At 36.2% G+C, this 19,443-nt stretch carries 17 protein-coding genes and 1 riboswitch; of the genes, 8 read left to right on the forward strand and 9 right to left on the reverse strand.

Annotated features, from left to right (window positions below):
• The first annotated feature begins 19 nt into the window (after positions 1 to 19).
• On the forward strand, positions 20 to 1,480 hold the full coding sequence (locus ABH955_RS25330; RefSeq protein ID WP_113936707.1) for a YheC/YheD family endospore coat-associated protein: 1,461 nt from the start codon (positions 20 to 22) through the stop codon (positions 1,478 to 1,480).
• A gap of 16 nt (positions 1,481 to 1,496) precedes the next feature.
• On the opposite strand, the gene ABH955_RS25335 is transcribed toward ABH955_RS25330, so the two are convergent.
• Complete coding sequence (locus ABH955_RS25335) at positions 1,497 to 1,742, reverse strand: hypothetical protein (protein WP_002087367.1); 246 nt, start codon at positions 1,740 to 1,742, stop codon at positions 1,497 to 1,499.
• A 490-nt stretch (positions 1,743 to 2,232) separates the two neighbouring features.
• Between ABH955_RS25335 and sasP the strand changes: the two genes are divergently transcribed.
• Positions 2,233 to 2,436: a small acid-soluble spore protein, SasP family gene (sasP, locus tag ABH955_RS25340; RefSeq protein WP_000013349.1), complete on the forward strand. Its 204-nt coding sequence runs from the start codon at positions 2,233 to 2,235 to the stop codon at positions 2,434 to 2,436.
• 51 nt (positions 2,437 to 2,487) lie between these two features.
• Here sasP and ABH955_RS25345 read toward each other — a convergent pair whose 3' ends face one another.
• The 5 genes from ABH955_RS25345 to ABH955_RS25365 form a co-directional block, all read right to left on the reverse strand.
• Positions 2,488 to 3,222 carry an amino acid ABC transporter ATP-binding protein gene (locus ABH955_RS25345; protein ID WP_002010843.1) on the reverse strand — a complete coding sequence of 245 codons (735 nt, stop codon included), beginning with the start codon at positions 3,220 to 3,222 and terminating at the stop codon, positions 2,488 to 2,490.
• A gap of 28 nt (positions 3,223 to 3,250) precedes the next feature.
• Positions 3,251 to 3,949, reverse strand: a complete 699-nt coding sequence (locus ABH955_RS25350) for an amino acid ABC transporter permease (protein WP_404455521.1) — start codon at positions 3,947 to 3,949, stop codon at positions 3,251 to 3,253.
• On the reverse strand, positions 3,936 to 4,733 hold the full coding sequence (locus ABH955_RS25355) for an amino acid ABC transporter substrate-binding protein (protein ID WP_002030008.1): 798 nt from the start codon (positions 4,731 to 4,733) through the stop codon (positions 3,936 to 3,938). Before ABH955_RS25355 ends, ABH955_RS25350 begins: the two co-directional genes overlap by 14 nt.
• A gap of 303 nt (positions 4,734 to 5,036) precedes the next feature.
• A complete protein-coding gene (locus ABH955_RS25360) occupies positions 5,037 to 7,037 on the reverse strand; it encodes an ABC transporter ATP-binding protein (protein WP_404455518.1) in 2,001 nt (666 codons plus the stop codon).
• Positions 7,034 to 8,794: an ABC transporter ATP-binding protein gene (locus ABH955_RS25365; protein ID WP_404455515.1), complete on the reverse strand. Its 1,761-nt coding sequence runs from the start codon at positions 8,792 to 8,794 to the stop codon at positions 7,034 to 7,036. The genes ABH955_RS25360 and ABH955_RS25365 overlap by 4 nt, the downstream gene beginning before the upstream one ends.
• Before the next feature lie 629 nt (positions 8,795 to 9,423).
• Between ABH955_RS25365 and gapN the strand changes: the two genes are divergently transcribed.
• The 4 genes from gapN (at position 9,424) to ABH955_RS25385 (ending at position 14,416) form a co-directional block, all read left to right on the forward strand.
• A complete protein-coding gene (gene gapN, locus ABH955_RS25370) occupies positions 9,424 to 10,863 on the forward strand; it encodes an NADP-dependent glyceraldehyde-3-phosphate dehydrogenase (RefSeq protein ID WP_002010835.1) in 1,440 nt (479 codons plus the stop codon).
• Positions 10,864 to 11,040: 177 nt separating this feature from the next.
• A riboswitch (Lysine riboswitch) is annotated at positions 11,041 to 11,222 on the forward strand.
• A 147-nt stretch (positions 11,223 to 11,369) separates the two neighbouring features.
• A complete protein-coding gene (locus ABH955_RS25375; protein WP_404455512.1) occupies positions 11,370 to 12,794 on the forward strand; it encodes an amino acid permease in 1,425 nt (474 codons plus the stop codon).
• Positions 12,795 to 12,854: 60 nt separating this feature from the next.
• Positions 12,855 to 14,054 carry an ABC transporter permease gene (locus ABH955_RS25380; protein WP_404491807.1) on the forward strand — a complete coding sequence of 400 codons (1,200 nt, stop codon included), beginning with the start codon at positions 12,855 to 12,857 and terminating at the stop codon, positions 14,052 to 14,054.
• Between the two features lie 158 nt (positions 14,055 to 14,212).
• A complete protein-coding gene (locus ABH955_RS25385; protein ID WP_404455507.1) occupies positions 14,213 to 14,416 on the forward strand; it encodes a hypothetical protein in 204 nt (67 codons plus the stop codon).
• Between the two features lie 54 nt (positions 14,417 to 14,470).
• On the opposite strand, the gene ABH955_RS25390 is transcribed toward ABH955_RS25385, so the two are convergent.
• Complete coding sequence (locus tag ABH955_RS25390) at positions 14,471 to 15,733, reverse strand: MDR family MFS transporter (protein ID WP_404491808.1); 1,263 nt, start codon at positions 15,731 to 15,733, stop codon at positions 14,471 to 14,473.
• 249 nt (positions 15,734 to 15,982) lie between these two features.
• Here ABH955_RS25390 and ABH955_RS25395 point away from each other — a divergent pair, with 249 nt between their 5' ends.
• Positions 15,983 to 17,722 carry an SgrR family transcriptional regulator gene (locus ABH955_RS25395; protein ID WP_404491810.1) on the forward strand — a complete coding sequence of 580 codons (1,740 nt, stop codon included), beginning with the start codon at positions 15,983 to 15,985 and terminating at the stop codon, positions 17,720 to 17,722.
• 30 nt (positions 17,723 to 17,752) lie between these two features.
• The gene (locus ABH955_RS25400; RefSeq protein WP_044444655.1) at positions 17,753 to 18,271 is read left to right on the forward strand and encodes a hypothetical protein; all 519 of its coding nucleotides are present in this window, start codon (positions 17,753 to 17,755) and stop codon (positions 18,269 to 18,271) included.
• Between the two features lie 54 nt (positions 18,272 to 18,325).
• Here the strand turns inward: ABH955_RS25400 and ABH955_RS25405 are convergent, their stop codons facing one another.
• Both ABH955_RS25405 and ABH955_RS25410 read right to left on the reverse strand, forming a co-directional pair.
• Positions 18,326 to 18,874, reverse strand: coding sequence for an NAD(P)H-dependent oxidoreductase (locus tag ABH955_RS25405; protein ID WP_107887887.1), 549 nt, complete (start codon positions 18,872 to 18,874; stop codon positions 18,326 to 18,328).
• A 19-nt stretch (positions 18,875 to 18,893) separates the two neighbouring features.
• Positions 18,894 to 19,433 (reverse strand): ester cyclase, encoded by a 540-nt coding sequence (locus tag ABH955_RS25410; RefSeq protein ID WP_404491811.1) that lies wholly within the window; start codon positions 19,431 to 19,433, stop codon positions 18,894 to 18,896.
• Positions 19,434 to 19,443 lie beyond the last annotated feature (10 nt).

The raw sequence follows: 19,443 nt of genomic DNA on the forward strand, positions 1-19,443 counted from the left end.
CGAAAGGAGGAAATCCCCGTTGAAAGAGCACATATATACATTAAGTATTTCAGATGAGCATCCAAATAGTATTACTTTACCTTACGTTTTTTCTATTACACCACCAATTACATCCTTTTTCTTTGGCTTACGTTATATTACATGTGAGAATATTAAAATTCATTATTCATTCACGCGAGAAATTATTATTGGCGAACAGATTGCAGCCGATCTTTTACTACCGCATTCGACGACAATCCATGCCTTCTTACACAATCAAACCATTGTTTTCGGCCCATTAATCGGGATTTTCACAACTGGCTTTAACGATGATTCTAATTCTCCTTTAGGAAGTCGTTCCATCTCTCTCAGTGAGTTATTAACACCACCATTCACATTACAGCCATTTGTATTTGTCTTTGGCCTTCAACATATAAACTGGGAAGAGGAAACAATTGAAGGGTACTTCTTTCAAGAAGGAAAATGGGTAAAAAACAAAGTCCCTTTACCAAATGTCATTTACGACCGTTTACCAAATCGGCAAGCAGAAAATTACAAACCTATCGTAAGAGCAAAAAAACGTTTAGAAAGCGACTATGCGATTCCGTGGTTTAATCCGGGATTTTTCAATAAATGGGAAGTGCATCAACTTTTAATGAAAGAAGATTCAATTAAACCATTCTTACCAAATACAGAAGTATTTCAACATTTTGAACAAGTAGAACGACTTCTCGGTACGTATAAGTACATTTATATGAAACCAATACACGGTAGCTTCGGAAGAAATATTCATCAAATACTCTATTCTCAAACTGATAATTGCTACTATTGTCGTTATCGTGAAAATGAACAAAACAAACTAAGAAAGTATCAATCATTAGAAGCCCTTCTTAACCATGTGTTAAAAGGACATGATTTAAAAAAGTTTATCGTACAACAAGGTATCTCACTGCTCCGATTCGAAGGGCAACCCGTCGATTTTCGCATTCATACAAATAAAAACCATTTTGGTAATTGGGTAGTCAGTGCAATCGTCGCAAAAATCGCCGGCAAAGGTAGCTTAACAACTCATGTAAATAGCGGCGGTGATACGAAATTACTTCAGGAACTATTTCCTGATTCAACAAAGCAAGTTCAAATTGAAAATAAACTAAAACAAACAGCCTTACAAATCAGTTATGCACTTGATGGGCAAGTAACTGGGAACATTGGAGAAATTGGTTTTGACATTGGTTTAGACACCACGGAAAACCCGTGGCTATTTGAAGCAAATTCTAAACCGGGGCGAACTGTATTCCAAGATGAAAAGTTAAAAGAACAAAGTGAACTTACGCGCCAATTATTTTATGAATATGCCATCTATTTAACTGAACACTCTTTGCGCGACACGAAAGAAAAAATGTCGCAAATAAAATCAGATCCTTCGTCACATACCGAAAACATCCCTTCCCCTATGATTAACTCACAAATACAAAAACAAAAACTTCCACCTCCTTCATAAGGTGGAAGTTTTTTATTTAAACGAGCTTCACTACAACTTCAGTTTCCACATTACATACTCCGCAATAAAAAACATGATTGCAATACTCCTGTGAATTATTATGTGTTAAACCGTCTACTGCACTTAATAATTCTTGATCCATATATGCACTGTAATCATCTATGTAATCTACAGTTTTCCCATAATCTTGGAGTATACCTTGGCAATTTTGACAAGAATATGTTTGTGATTCTAGCGCGTTGCAAAGCGGGCAAATCCCCATCATGATTCCTCCATACGTTATCGTTTAAAAACAATTAAAAAGCCCTTTTTTTAGATTGAAGAGAGCATCTAGCCGTGCACAGACGCGGTCAGTTCCTTTTTCTGCCCCACCCTGGGTTAAAACAGAACTATGTAGTTGCTCCCGATTTAAATTTCATTTTACTAAACTGGAATTTGTCTCACTTTAACAAATCATAAGCTAAGTAAGCCAAGCTGGTTATACAAAGAAAAAAACGCATATGATTTCGCTCTTAGTTTAGCCTTCTTTCTTAAAAATACAACGATTACTCTTATTTCATAATTTACGAAATGACGAAATATTTTTTACAAAATTTACAAATTATTTTTTTGTATATCTTTCTAGGTAACATCCATACTATGAGTACAAACTTAATTACCGATGGATTAGCGCCAAACGGGGCGATAATCTGGTTCAAATCCAGCTAGTCCAACCAAAAAAATTTTTATAACTCTAAGGAGGATATATTCCTATGGCAAACCAAAGTTCTTACAATCAATTAGTAGTACCAGGTGCAACAGCAGCAATCGATCAAATGAAGTACGAAATCGCTCAAGAATTTGGTGTACAATTAGGAGCAGATTCTACGGCTCGCGCTAACGGTTCTGTTGGTGGAGAAATTACAAAACGTTTAGTTGCAATGGCTGAGCAAAGTCTTGGCGGATTCCAAAAATAAATATATATGGCAAAAAGGTCTCAGGGCATATGCCCTGAGACCTTCCTTAATTTACTGCAACATTTGTAAAAACTTCTTCGTTCGTTCTTCTTTTGGATTTGTAAATACATCTTCCGGTGTACCTTGTTCGACAACGACACCGCCATCCATGAAAATAACACGGTTCGCAATTTGATGAGCAAAGCGCATTTCATGCGTTACAATGACCATCGTCATTCCTTCTTTAGCAAGTTCTTTCATAACCTTTAAAACTTCTTGAACTAGCTCAGGATCAAGTGCTGACGTTGGCTCATCAAATAGTAAAACTTCCGGCTCCATCGCAAGCGCACGAGCGATTCCAACGCGCTGTTGTTGTCCACCTGATAATTGGAACGGATATAAGTCTACTTTATCCGCAAGACCAACTTTTTCAAGGAAATAGTTTGCTTTTTTCTTCGCTTCTTCTTTCCCCATCTTTTTCACTGTAACGAGCCCTTCCATTACATTGTGAATTGCTGTTAAATGAGGAAATAGATTATGGTGCTGGAATACCATACCTGTTTGCGTACGAAGATTTACAATATCTTTCTTCGATACTTTTTGAGAGAAATCGAGCTCTTTATTGCCGATGCGAATGTTACCAGCGTTCGGCGTTTCTAACACGTTGAGACAACGCAAGAATGTCGTTTTACCAGATCCAGATGGCCCGATAATAACAACCACTTCGCCCTTCTCAACTGATAAGTCTATATGTTTTAATACGGTATTATCTCCGAAACTTTTTTGTAAATGTTGAATTGAAATCATAAAAACAAAAACTCCTTTTATGAAAGGGTTATTTTAGAGTATAACGTTCTGAACGTTTTTCTAATATTTGTTGCACGATAGATAATAAGAAGCAAATTACCCAATAAATTAGACCTGCTTCAAAATAAACAATTAAAAACTCATAGTTCATTGCCGCAATTTCCTGCGCTTTTCGGAACATTTCTGTTACTAAAATTAACGACGCTAATGACGTATCCTTCACTAAACTAATAAATGTATTCGAAAGCGGCGGAATTGATACGCGTGTTGCTTGTGGTAAAATAACACGTTTTAATGCTTGCGGGTATGTCATCCCAATTGTGTAAGCTGCTTCCCACTGTCCTTTCGGGATTGAAAGGATAGAAGCACGAATAATTTCAGATGCATATGCACCTACATTTAATGAAAATCCAATAACTGCTGCTGTATATGGCTCAACTTCAATATTAAGAGTTGGAAGACCATAGAAAATAATAAATAACTGTACAAGAAGTGGCGTTCCGCGAATGATAGATACATAGACACGAGCAATCCATTGTAAAATACGACTACCTGAAATACGTGCGAGCGCTGTTAACGTCGCAAGTATAATACCGATAATAAATGTAATAAGCGTTAACGGAATTGTCGTAAAGACAGCTTCCTTCAGCATAGGCGCGAAGGAAGTCTGCATAATATCTATCCAAGTAGACAATCGATCTGACATCAATGCGCTACTTAGATACATTTTCACCGAACCATTTTTTCGTTATTTTATCGTACGTACCATCTTTTTTCATATCTTCTAACGCTTTATTTACTTCTTGTACAAGTTTGTCGCTACCTTTACGGAATAAGAATCCACTTTGTGACGCTTCTTTTTCTGTATCTACAATTTTAATTTTTGCATCTTTTTTCGTTTCTAAATAGTTTAACACTGATAATTTATCATTGATTGTGAAATCAACGCGGCCAGAACTTAATAATTCTGCTGCTTGGCTAAATCCTTCTACACCTGTGATTTCCGCACCATTTTTCTTAGCAATATCTGCGTAGTTACTTGTTAAAGATTGTGCTGCTTTTAATCCTTTTACGTCAGCAAATGTAGCAGGTTTATCTTTATCTTTCGCAATAACTAATGCTGCTGAAGAAGAAATATATGGACTAGAGAAGTCATATTTCTTTTGGCGATCTTCACGAATACCAACTTCGTTCGCAACCATGTCGAAACGTTTTGCATCTATTCCTGCAAGTAAGCTATCCCATTGTGTTTCTTTAAATACAGGCTTTACACCTAAACGTTTTGCAACTTCTTCTGCTAATTCAACGTCAAACCCAGTTAATTTATCGTTTGTATCGTGGAACGTAAATGGTGGATATGTACCTTCTGTACCAATTACAAGCTCACCGCTTTGTTTTATCTTCTGTAATGCATCTTGATTAGCTGTATCTTTTTTCTCTTCTTTACCGCAGCCCGCTACAATCCCAATCGCTAATGTAGTTACTGCAAGCACTGAAAATAATTTTTTCATGATAGTAGTCCTCCAAGTATTCTGATAGGAATTTAAAAACTATATTGATTGTATGCAATTTCGAACAATTTTTCAATGAAAATGTTCTTATTTAGTTTAACCTTTTTCTTCATAATCAAACAAAATGGAAAAATAGCGCTACATACAAAAAATAAGTAACATTTTTTAATATAGCATTTATAAAGAAAAAGGTAAAACAATACCTACTTATTTATAAGTTTTTCAGCCGGTGAAATATATTAACTTCTAAGCGGACAATCCGATCAAAAAAGAACTTGCGAAAATCGCAAGTTCTTCTAAAAATTAAGCACTCTGGTTTCCTTCCATTTGCGTTTTATACATATCGTAATAACGCCCGCGCTTTTTCATTAATTCATCATGGGAACCTTTTTCCAAAATCGTTCCTCTATCAAGCACAATAATTTGATCAGCGCTCTTAATTGTTGAAAGACGATGAGCGATAATAAACGTCGTTCGTCCTTTCTTCACAACTTCTAGCGCTTGTTGAATCATCGCTTCTGTTTCTGTATCAATACTGGAAGTCGCTTCATCTAAAATTAAAATAGCAGGATCAAAAGCAAGTGCCCTAGCAAACGATATAAGCTGACGTTCTCCGGTTGAAAGTGTACTTCCTTTCTCCGTAATTTTTTCATCTATATTGTTCGCAAACCTTTCCGCACCAACATCACGTAACGCCTTTACGATGCGATCTTTTGAAATTTTTTCATTTTCTAAGCTTACATTGGATGCCACTGTCCCGCTAAATAAAAACGGATCTTGCAATACAATTCCCATATGTTCACGTGTTGCTTGTTTCGGCATCTCTGTTACATCGTGACCATCAATCGTAAGCTTCCCTTTTTGAAATTCATAAAACTGAAAGAGCACATTCATAATGGAACTTTTTCCTGATCCAGTATGACCGACAAGTGCCACTGTCTCCCCTTGTTTCGCTTCGAAAGAAATATTTTTTAATACTTCATCTTTTCCATTGTAAGAAAACGAAACATTATCGAATTTCACATTTCCGGTTAAGCGAGGCATACGTTCTTCTTCTACTGCCTCTCCCTTTTCCTCTAGCAATTCAAAGACGCGCTCTGATGCAACACGCGATTGCTCTAAGTTAGCAAGTTGGTTCACCATGTTCGTAATTGGCGAGAACAATCTCGTTAAATAATCGACGAAAGCATACAGTATCCCTAGAGAAAGGAGGCCAGAAGCACTTAATGAAGCACCACCAAAATACCAAATTACACCTGTAAAAGCGATGTTTCTTAATACAGACACTAAATTATGCGAAGTTGCTGCATTTAAATTTAAAATTTTATTTTGATATTTAAAATAATCACCATTTAACTCTTCAAATTCCTTCTTCGTTTCATGTTCTTGACGAAATGCTTGAATAATTGGCATCCCTTGAATTGATTCATTCACTGTTCCGTTAATATCCGATAAACGCGAACGCATTTTATGATTGTATACAGACGCATACTTTCTATACATAATCGCCCAAACAATTAAAATTGGGATGATGAGTAAGCATAGTGCCGCCAGTTTTACATCAAGTAAAAATAGCGCAGCGAAAATCCCGATAATATAGATGATACTAGAGACGAATGTCGCAAGCACTGTTACATATAAATCACGAATCGCTTCTGTATCATTCGTTACACGCGATACAATTTTCCCTGCTGGTAAATGGTCAAAATAACGAATTGGCAACGTTTGAATATGGGAAAAGACGTCTTCCCTCATAATTTGAATAATTTTATTTGCCGCCTTCTGTAAGAAGAACTGCTTTCCGTATGCAAATAATGATACGATTACTAATAAAGCGAAATATCCACCGCCAAGTAGTAATAACCTATTTATTTCTGGTTTATAAAACGCAAATACTTCTTCTTTCGTTAAGGCTTTCGATTTATACACTTGCACTGCCTTACCACTTTGTACTGTAAGCACATCACCCTTAACAGAACGAGTTCCTTCAAGCGTTATTTTATTCGGTACAAAATAGTACTGAAAACCAACTTGAATCACTCGGACTTCTTTCCCTTTTTGCTCACCTTGTTCAAAGCGATCACTTCGCTTATAAAAGGCGCCATTATATGAAACAGCATCCTCACTCTTTTCTGTTTCATACCAGGGTCTCTCTATTCCAACGATATGCTCATCGATCATCGTTTTTGCGACGAAAGGACCCGCGAGTTCTGCAATAACGAAAACAAATAGCATCGCCATCGCTGCAAAAATCGGCCCTTTTACTTTCATCGCGTATTGAAACAATCGTTTTGAAACACTCATATTTTCACCCCACTATCCGTACTTTCACTTTCACCTTGTTGTCTTTCGAACTGCTCTGCATACCAGCCCCCATTTCGAACGAGCGCTTCATGCGAACCTTCTTCAATAACCTCACCGTTATCCATAACGAGAATCCAATCAGCATGCTGCACTGCTGACAAACGATGCGTTGTTATAATCGTCGTCTTCCCGCTTCTTTCTGTTCGTATGTTTTCAATAATTGCCGCTTCAGTACGAGCATCAACAGCTGATAAAGAATCGTCCAAAATTAAAATTTCCGGATTTTGAATAACAGCCCTCGCAATCGAAATCCTTTGCTTTTGCCCACCTGATAAAGAAACACCTTTCTCTCCAACGAGCGTTTCTAAACCTTCCGGTAAAAACTCTAAATCCTTTTTAAACGCAGCTATTTCAATCGCTTTTTCAAGTTCTTCTTCAGTCGCTTCTCTATTTCCGAATAAAATATTTTCCTTCGCTGTTTTTGAGAACAAAATGTGTTCCTGAGGTACATACCCAATCCAGCCAAGTACGTTATCATTCGTAATTTTATCTAGCTTCACATCAGAAACCGCAATATCCCCTTCTCCAAGTGGATATTGACGAAGAAACTGACGAACGAGCGTCGTTTTCCCGCTTCCTGTTTTCCCAACAACTCCAAGTGTCTCTCCTTGTTTTAATGAGAACGAAACATTTTTTAAATTTGTTTCAATTGATGAAGGATATGAAAAAGTAACGTTATCAAATTGAATGTAATCTGGCTCTTGTACAACCTTTGGATCTTTCGGACTCTTTACATCTGGTTCATAAGCTAACGTTTCATTTACACGGTCGAGCGACGCATTTCCTCTTTGCATAACATTAATCAATTCACCAATTGCAAACATCGGCCAAATCATCATCCCTAAATAGACGTTAAAAGAAACGAGCTCGCCAAGTGTCACCTTTGATTGGAATACGAGATATGCACCGTACACTAAACCAATTAAATAACTAAGACCGACGAGCATTTTCACAGTCGGCTGGAATAATGCATCGATTCTTGCTACTCTCATATTTTTCTCGTATACGTCATCTCCTAACTGATGAAACCTTTCTTGATCAGCTTTCTCCTGTACATACGCACGAATAACGCGTACACCCGCAATTGATTCAAGTACTTTATCGTTCATATCCCCGAATGCATCTTGCGCGACTGTAAATCTTTCATGCAACTTCTTTCCGTATCTATTCATCGCATACGCCATAATCGGAAGTGGTATAAGCGCAGCAAATGTTAACTGCCAACTAATTGAAAAGCCCATCATACAAACGATTGTAAGCATATATAGACTAGAATCAACGAGCGTTAATATACCAAAACCAGCTGTCATGGAGATTGCTTTTAAATCATTTGTCGCTCTCGCCATTAAATCGCCAGTACGATTTTTTTGATAAAACGTCGGTGTCATCTTAAGTAAATGCCCCATAAATTTTGAACGCATCGTTTTCTCAAGTACGAACGCACCGCCAAATAGTTGGTGCTGCCAAATGAAAGTAAGCACATACCCACCAATCGTTACCCCAAGTAAAATAAAAATATATTGCATAATTGCCTCATTCGTTAAGGCCCCTGTTTTAATGTTATCAATGGTAATTCCTAACACTTTCGGAGGAATTACCTCTATCACGTTTACAATTAAAAGTACCCCAATTGCGATACTATACCTTTTCCAATGCTCCCTAAAAAACCAGCTTAACTTTAGTAATACTGAAAACAATATAACCTCCCCTTTCTCGTTCCCGTTTGATTCACATTTCTTTACCCGCTATCCAAACCCATCACATTTACATTTCGTAAGCCATACAATTTCATCACATTTTTCCACCTTCCAAATTCTGATTTTTTATAGTAACAAGGAAAATAAACAAAAAAAAGCATACCGCCGCTTTGACGATATGCAATAGAATGCATAAAAGCGTACGTTACGATATACGCAACGTACGCTTCTCATAAGACAAAAAGGTCCTATATATCCGCACGGGTTGCGTAATGATATGAATGTTTTCCGCCATTTAACAGAGCTAAGCCCATTACATTTACGATTACAATCATTACGCACACCCCCTTCATTTATTTTCCATTTATAATCTTACAACTTTATTGAGTATTCTGTCAATTATTTTTTTCGCTTTAGAATAAAATAATCTTTTATCACAAAAAATAAAAGTGATGCATTCTGCTTATAATTCAGCTTGAAATAAGAGAATCTTCTGTAAGAAAGGGCATACAAAATAAAAAAATAGTAAGAAATCGTTTTCACAAACATTTCATTTGAAAAATATTATCAAACCACCTACAATCACCTTATACTCACTCTTACAAGTTGCTATTTTAGGAGGACTAATCATGACAACTAGCAATACGTACAAATTTTATTTAAACGGAGAATGGAGAGAAAGCTCTTCAGGTCAAACAATCGACATTCCATCTCCATACTTACACGAAGTAATTGGGCAAGTACAAGCAATTACTCAAGGAGAAGTAGATGAAGCAATTGCATCTGCAAAAGAAGCTCAAAAATCATGGGCTGAAGCTTCTCTACAAGATCGCGCAAAATATTTATATAAATGGGCTGATGAGCTCGTAAATATGCAAGATGAAATTGCCGATATCATTATGAAAGAAGTCGGTAAAGGCTATAAAGATGCGCAAAAAGAAGTCGTTCGTACAGCTGACTTAATTCGTTACACAGTTGACGAAGCACTTCACATGCACGGTGAAAGCATGATGGGTGATAGCTTCCCTGGTGGATCTAAATCTAAACTTGCGATTATTCAGCGCGCACCACTTGGTGTTGTATTAGCAATTGCACCATTTAACTACCCAGTAAACTTATCTGCTGCAAAACTTGCACCAGCACTTATTATGGGTAACGCTGTTATCTTCAAACCAGCAACTCAAGGTGCAATTAGCGGTGTTAAAATGGTTGAAGCACTTCATAAAGCTGGCCTTCCAAAAGGTCTTGTAAATGTAGCTACAGGACGCGGTTCTGTAATTGGTGACTACTTAGTAGAACATCCTGGCGTAAATATGGTATCGTTCACAGGTGGTACAAATACAGGTAAACATTTAGCGAAAAAAGCTGCGATGATTCCACTTGTATTAGAACTTGGTGGTAAAGATCCTGGTATCGTTTGTGAAGATGCAGACTTACAAGAAGCTGCAAAGCATATCGTAAGCGGTGCATTCTCTTACTCAGGTCAACGTTGTACAGCTATTAAGCGTGTACTTGTACATGAAAATGTAGCAGACGAACTAGCTGGCTTATTAAAAGAGCAAGTAGCTGAACTATCAGTTGGATCTCCAGAACAAAACAGCACAATCGTTCCATTAATCGACGACAAATCTGCTGACTTCGTTCAAGGTTTAATTGACGATGCTGCTGAAAAAGGTGCAACAATCGTTATCGGTAACAAACGTGAGCGTAACCTAATTTATCCAACATTAATCGACAACGTAACAGAAGAAATGAAAGTTGCTTGGGAAGAGCCATTTGGCCCAATCCTTCCAATCATCCGTGTTTCTTCTGACGAACAAGCGATTGAAATTGCTAACAAATCAGAGTTCGGTCTGCAAGCAAGTGTCTTCACAAAAGACATTAACAAAGCATTTGCAATTGCTAACAAAATCGACACTGGTTCTGTTCAAATTAACGGACGCACAGAGCGCGGCCCTGACCACTTCCCATTCATCGGTGTAAAAGGTTCAGGTATGGGCGCACAAGGTATTCGTAAGAGCCTTGAGTCTATGACTCGTCAAAAAGTAACTGTATTAAACTTAGTTTAATCTTATATGTAGCAGCTGATCTAATATTTAGGTCAGCTGCTTTTTAGTTAAAATCCTCCGGGACCTAATAACAAATTCTTCTCTATAATCTGATTATTACTATATCCATTGACGTATAAAAATACATTTGTTACTCTTAAACATGTTAATTTAATACATAAATCCTCATTCGTATCTCGGTGAGGTAGAGGTTGCAATCATTAAAAGTATCATTTCAGGAGATGTAGTGGCATTGATGAAGGAATGAGAAAGGAATGGTTGCCGAAGTAAGACGTGTCCACCATGCACGCTTGCTGGGTCTGCATTTAATAAGTGCAGAACTGTCACAAACGTTTCGTTTGTGGAGAGCTATCGAGAGGTATGTCGTGGGTTTCTTATAAGATAGAAAGCATGTAGCGGCAGATTACGTGCTTTTTTTGTTTTGTTTGGACCTTCTCTTCCCTATCGTGGAAGACATACATATCTCCTCGCTTGACTTGGTTATACTAACTTTGGAGGTATTTTCTATGCAACAAAAAAAATGGGGCTTTTGGGTACTAACAGCTTTCGTTGTCGGTAACATGGTTGGCGCTGGTATTTTCATGGTGCCAAGTACGTTGGCACAAACAGCAAGCCCACTCGGTGTCACTTTAGCTTGGTTAACAACAGGGTTTGGTGTTTTAATGCTAGCTCTTGTTTTCGGTAATTTAGCAATTCGTCGTCCTGATTTAACAACAGGACCACAAAGTCATGCATATGCTTTATTCTCAACACCAAAAAGAAAGAAAATGGCTGGTTTCAGTATGGTATGGGGATATTGGGTTGCAAACTGGGCAAGTAACGTTGCCATCATTACATCTTTCGCGGGATATTTATCGCTCTTCTTCCCGATTATGAAAGATACACGACTATTGTTTTCAATCGGCTCTTTCAATATAGAAGTTGGAAAACTAATTACATTTACTATTTGTTCCATCTTACTTTGGGGAACACATTTAATTTTAACAAACGGTGTAAGCGGAGCTGGGAAGCTAAACTTCTTAGCAACAACAACGAAAGTAACTGGATTCCTTCTATTCATCGTCGTTACGTTATTTGCGTTCGAAGCTTCAAAATTTGGACAATGGTACACACCAATGATCGATAAAGAAGGCGTATCACATGGCCTCCTTTCACAAGTAAATTTAGCGGCTCTTACAACGCTTTGGGCATTTATCGGGATTGAATCAGCCGTTCTTTTATCAAACCGAGCTACCTCTCCAAAAACGGTAAAACGTGCGACTGTTGCCGGTTTATTAATAACGGTTGCAATTTATTTAGGAATTACAATTTTAACAATGGGTGTGCTTCACGTTGATAAATTACAAGCTTCTGAACGTCCATTAGCAGATGCATTAAACGCTGCAATGGGTCATGGTGGCGGGAAACTTATGGCATTACTTGCTCTTACTTCCCTATTCGGTTCAATATTAGGCTGGATTTTATTAAGCTCAGAAGTACCTTACCAAGCTGCAAAAGAAGGTTTCTTCCCTTCCTTCTTTACAAAAACAAATAAAAAAGGAAGTCCAATTTACTCATTACGATTAACAAACATTATGTCACAAGTGTTCTTATTCTCAACACTATCTGGAACCATTGCGGAAGCTTATACATTCGTTATTACAGTATCAACTTTAGCCTACCTCATTCCATATCTCGTTTCACCAATATTCCAGTTAAAACTGGTCGCAACTGGTGAAACTTATAAAAATGAGTTACGGGCAAGAATTATAGATGGTGTGGTCGCAGTTATTGCAATTTGCTATGCGTTATGGGTTATTAAAACAGGCGCGTCCGATATAAAAACATTCCTTCTCGGAATTGGTTTATTCGGGATTGGCTTTGCCTTCTATCCATTAATGAATCGTGATCAGAAAAAAAATAAAGAAAAGAAAAACGAGCAAGTTGCGTAACGCAATTTGCTCGTTTTTTACTTTATAAAACATATATAATAGAAAAAAGAGGTGAAAAACATGTCAATCGAATCACTATGGAGCTCTCGCTTTCAACAACATATTCAAAATGCCATCACATACTTTGCACGTATGATTAACGGTTTACTATATAGCTTCATCTTCGTCTCATGTGTAGGTGCATATTATTACGCTAAGTTTCTTAAAACGGATCCTTCTAAAGGAATATCTCTATTGCTTATTACAATCGTCTTAACAGCGATTATAACGAGATGCCCAATACGTACATTTATTCAAAAGCCCGATGCTGTCTATTTACTAGCACTAGAAGAGAAATTAACTTCTTATTTTAAAAAATCTCTTCTATATAATTACATCATTCAGCTCTTCCCATTATTATTTACGTTCCTTATTCTCGTACCACTTGCACTGCAATCATTACAATTAACCGTACCTTTTTTATATACAATCTTTATCGTTTTAATGATTTTAAAAGGCTGGAACATATACATACATTGGATGTGGCGTGATAGTTATGAAAAAAACATATGGTTTATCATTCGTATTGCTTGTAACGCCCTGATCATTTACATGCTATTTTATACTGCAAATGTAATTGTATTAGGTGGATTACTCTTACTTCTCGCTTTCTTACTTCTATATACGAAGAAACAGCCCACAAAGCGAATACCGTGGGAATACATAATTGAGCAAGAAGAAAAAATGGACATACGCTTTTATCAATTCGCTAGCATCTTTACCGATGTTCCGCAGCTAAAAAAACAAGTAAACGGCAGAAAATGGCTTACAAATTGGATCGAACCTTTACTACATAAAAAACGAGCTACTTTCTTCTATTTATACACACTTGCATTTTTACGTGGTAATGATTATTTCGGTATATATATTCGCTTGGGGGTAATCGGTGCTTTCATCCTATATTTCGTTCCGAATATATACGTAAAAGGTGCTACTGCTTACATCGTCCTATACATGATCTCTATGCAACTTCGTTCTCTGTGGAAATATTTTTCAGGAAATATTATTGTAGCATTATATCCGATTGCTACTGAAAAAAGAATGAATCAATTTCTCAGCTTAATTTTCACATTACTAAGTATTCAACTCATTGTATTTTCAAGTGTTATACTCATTGCTACAGTACAATTTTTACATAGCCTTATCATTATGGTTATCGGGTTACTCTGGATCAAATTTATTATTGTACCAAAAACGAAGAAACGAATTTCCGCATTTTAACGAAAAAGAGGCTGCACATCACAGCCTCTTTTCTCGTCCCAAAATTTCTAATCACTTTTCATAGGCAGTTCTCATATAGTGAAAATGACTATACAATTCCTATCCATAAGTTAAATAATGATTTTACACATATAAATAAAAAAGATAGGAGACCTATTATGAACAACAATCCGCCTGCAACGCCCCAAAACAACTCAGAAAAAAATAGCCGTGACATTAAATTGCAAACATTACGAGTCATCGGACTCATCGTCCTCATTAGTGGTTATATTCTCGTCGCTCTCTCAGAAGTGGGTGAACTGAAAACCTTATTAACAAGTCCGAATGCCAACCCTGACTTAGCTGAAGTTGATCCGTTTTAAAAATTATATAAAAAGCGAGTCCCAGTATATAACTGGCTCGCTTTTTATATAGTTTTATCCAATCTGAGAAACCTCCCTTTCATCCTCATACTTTTCTTTCCCTATCGCCTTCATAAATAATAAAATACTGCTCATACCAACAATAAAGTACAGAGCACTCATGCCCCAAGATGCAATAAATGAGCCTAGCATAACACCTAATGCACCATTCATTTTCGCAACTTGAAAGACCATTCCGTTAATCGCCATATAAGAGCCTCTTGCCTCATTCGGCACCATATCTGCCATAATAGATTGACGAACTGGCACATACATCATCTCTCCTACAGTTTGGAAAAGCCCTGCAATTAATAAAATCCATAAACTATTGCTCGTTCCGAGTATGGTAAATCCAATTGTATAAATGAATAAGCCTACATATAAAATCTTTAAATCGTTGAAGCTCTTCAACATTTTAATAAGAAGCGCTGTACATAACACAACTAAAATTGTATTCTCTGCCGATATCCAGCTGAGCATTCGAATACCTGTTAAATCGAATGTAAAACCATTCCCGAAGAAAAAGTGCACCGTTTCAAATTCCTTCTGTAAACGTATCCCTAAATAATTATTAATTTGAAACTCTAAAGATAATGTACATATACTTGCTGCACAAAAAATTAAAAACGTTCGGTCTTTCATCACGACTTTATAACTATCTGCCATATCTTTTAATACATTTTTCTTCTCCACTGTTTTTCGTGCTACATACACTTCTTCCATATATACAGCCATCACATATAAAGTAATGATTGCAACAACCGTTAATACGATAAACAATTGTAATCTATAGTTTTCAAATAGTAACCCGCCAAATATTGCTCCAATCGCAATTGACAAGTTAATAGCCCAGTAGTTAATGCTGTACATGATCTTTCGATTTTCAGGTGTACTCACATCGATTAACATCGCTTCGGTCGCTGGGTTCATAAGTCCAGATCCTAAGCTGTTCACTAGCATAAATAAAAATGTTAACCACGGTGAATCTACATAATCTGAGTTCGCAATTCCCATACAAGCAATGGAAACGACTTGTATACTTTGGCCGATAATCATTACTTTTTTACGACCGAGTCGATCTCCAATATATCCACCGTATAAACCAATTACTAATGAAGCTATTACATTAATTAGTAGTAAAGCACCAGCCATCGCACTACCTAACTTTATTGAAAAATAAATTGCCATAAACGGAAAAATCATCGTTGATACCGCTCGTGTTAAAAATGATGTTATAATTCTAATTTTTATATTTCGATGCATACTCCAGAATCCCATCGGTTCCCCCTCCTTATGCTTATTCATTTTACTTTGAAAAAGAGGAAGAAAAAGGTTAGAATATTCTAAAGAGTTTCCCCTTTTATCAAACATTAACGGGCAGTAAGACCCCCACCTCAAAATTCAGCGAAAGCAAAGAAGTTAGGCGGGGATCAACTGCCCGTAAAAGCCCGATTGGTGAAGGCTAATAATCAGTGGGGGATGCCCCACTGATTAAAGTTTCACTTTATTATAGAAGGAAGTGTACATATGAAAATTATGGACTATTACATTAGACTAAGGCTACATGCACAAGATCAACAACATATACGAAATAGCTTACAAGAATTAGCGGATGTTTTATATTGCAGTACGAAAAACGTAAAAATTTTATTAAAGAAAATGAGCGAGGAACAATTAATTCACTGGACTCCAGGACGTGGTCGCGGAAATAAAACGGAAATTTTATTTACACATAGTTTCCTAGAAGCAATTGAATCCTATACAGATGAACTGTTAGCGCAAGAAAAGTTAAAGGATGTTTTTCTTCTTTTAAAAGAACCTCTACCCCTTGCACTTCAAAAAAAGATAGAAAATAAACTACATCATCATTTTGGATACAAACCTTCAAATGATATGTACGACATATTGAAGATTCCTATATCAAGAAAGATATTCCCATTAGATCCGGCTTTTGTGGCTGTAACTACGGAGAGCCATCTTACGAGTCAAATTTTTGATACGTTAGTCGTTTATAATGATGTTACTGAAAAAATGGAACCACACATTGCACATACGTGGGAATTAAGTTCAGACGGGCTTACGTGGACCTTTTATTTACGAAAGGATATACATTTTCATAACGAAACAGTTTTAACTTCTAAAGATGTACAATTTTCATTTGAAAGACTAAAACAAGTTCAATCTCCTTTCGAATGGTTAACAGAAGAAATTGTTCAAATTGAAACACCATCACCACTGCAAATACGATTTCATTTAGCAAAACCTAACGTTTTTTTCTTACGTTATGTGAGTTCCATGCAACTCGCAATTTTACCGCATGATGCAGTTATTCAAAATCATCACTACATAGGTACTGGACCTTTTAAACTTACTCATTACTCTGAAGACAATATCGTACTCGAAGCGTTCACCCATTATTTTAAAGAGCGTGCGTTATTAGACCGTATTGAATTTTGGGGTATTCCTGATCATTTGCAAATAGATGCTGATTATGAACTACCAAATGAAGAGGAAAACGAAAGGCATGATATACAAATAGAAGAAATAGGTTGTATTTATGCTAGCTTCAACTTTACAAAACCTGGTCCTCATCACGACATTCACTTTCGAAAAGCTTGGAGAGAACTATATGACGTTGAAACGATACTTCGTAACATAGAGGGCAGACGAACAATTGCTGCATCAAGCTTTTTTCCTGAAAGAAGCCGCCAAGTTCCTAACAGGTCCTACTCTTTAGAAAAAGCGAAAGATTATTTAAAAAAGAGCACCTATAATGGCGAAACGATACATATTTATTTCTTCGCATTTAAAGATAGTGCAAATGATGCACATTTCCTAAAAGAACGCTGCGAACAATTAGGAGTACACGTAGAACTTCACCCATTTCTCGTTTCAGATTATATGGATCGTTCTATTGATAAACATGCGGATATTATTTTCATGGGGGAAGTATTTGCTACCGATCATGAAATTGCATTTTTAAATGTATTTAAAAATAAAAGTTGCTTCGTAAATCGATTCATGGACCCACACTATGCAAAACAAATTAATTGTTTACTTGATACCTTTTTATTAGAAGACAATAAAGAAAAACGGTATAAGCTCATGTATGAGATTGAAGAGTTTTTACAAGCTGAAAATATCATTTTATTTAACTATCACGTTTTAAAAAGAAAAACATACCCTTCTTCTTTAAAAAACGTAACAATTGATTCATTCGGTTGGGCGAATTTTGCGAAGTTATGGATACAGCCATCCACGTATTAAAATATGAGTTTTTATAAAAGGAGAAGAACCATGAAACGCAACCTAGAAAAAAGACTTTCCTATCTATACACAGGTGAGTTATTTTCAGTCATTACTTTTATTTTCACAAGTTACTTACTTAATTATGCTTATCCTACGTTACATTTATATTCCCTATTTTCTTTTTGGATCTCATTTCTTCTTTTAGAGTTTATCTTATTACAAGGAGCAATTTACTGGTACGTAAAGCGGAAACGACTAAAAAAAGAGAAAACATCTATTACACCTATTAGGATGATTCAATATTTAAAAGTACTTAAAAAGATAAATATAGCATTGATTGTCACGGGATTTATTACGTTTACTATTGATTTTGTAATTTGGTATCCCCACTTACCTTTAGGCGGGGTATCATTCACTCTATTTATTTATATTTTTGCATTACTTGAGTACATTAACTATTATCATACTCAACTTTCATACGATAACATCTCTGATATTAAACATTTAATCAAATCAAAAAAACTAAAACCGTCCTGTATGAGTAAAGATTTTCAACGTATTTCATGAAAGAGAAGGTACTACATCCTTAGTAGTACCTTCTTCACATACAGATACAAACTATTATTTAATTACTCTATCTAAGTGATCTCTCAAGTTCAATAAATATTGCTCAATATCCGGATTTTTCACCACATCATAACAAGCAAAACTCTTTAACGGACTCATGCCAAGAAACTTCTGCACACGATGTAAATGACTAAGTGCTGATTCTAAACTTTCTCCTTCAAAGAACTTCGTCTTATCTCCGAATGCTTTTTCAGGTGCGTTCCAAGTTGTAGAAAACATATACTGCTTCTCTTTTAATAAACCACCTGTTCCGTATTCATCTGCACCTTTAAAGAACAAACCGTATTCATACACTTCATCCATATATGTTTTAAATAATCCCGGTACACTAAACCAGTAAATAGGTGTTTGATAAATTACAACATCAGCCCATAAAAACTTTTCTTGCTCTTCCTTAATACTGTATCCATCTTGAATCGTTGTTGTTTTCACATGATGATTTTCACTTAGTAAACTTATCATGCAATCAGCTAGCGTTTTATTTAATCGACCTTCCTTTGAACCGTATTTTTCATGCCCATTTATAATGAATATATTTTTCATAACTTTTCTCTCCCTTATTTTACTCTTCAGCTATTAACCCAAGTTGTTGTTTCAGCGTAAGATTATCTTCTAAATGCCAATCTTCCGTTACCTTTCCGTCTTTCACATGCAAAATATCAATTGCAAAAAAATTGATTTTCTTATCATTATGAGTTCCTGTAAAAGAAAGACGAGCTGTTACTTTATCACCAACCACTAATAAATCTTCAATCTCGCAATGTATATTTGGAACGACTTTACGAAAGTTTTGCGCCGCAAGCTTTAATCCTTCAGTGCCTTGTGGTCGACCTTTCGGCAGTGTGTTATCGAAAAAATTTTCAGTAACCGTCTGCGGAATAAGCTCCTCTTTACCTGTATCCCAAAATGCATAAAAACGCTGAGCTGCATGCACGATTTCTGTCGCTTCCTTTTTACTTAATGAAGAATCAATTGTCATTGCTTTTGGCTTCGGCATTTCCTTTAATAACTGAATTTCAGTTTTTTGCTCACCACTACATGCTACAAGCACAATACAAATGACAAAAAAACTAAGAAACATAAACAACTTTTTCATACCCATGGAAATCACC

It is taken from the genome of Bacillus sp. RC240, from assembly GCF_044907945.1.
Classification (GTDB): Bacteria; Bacillota; Bacilli; order Bacillales; family Bacillaceae_G; genus Bacillus_A; species Bacillus_A mycoides.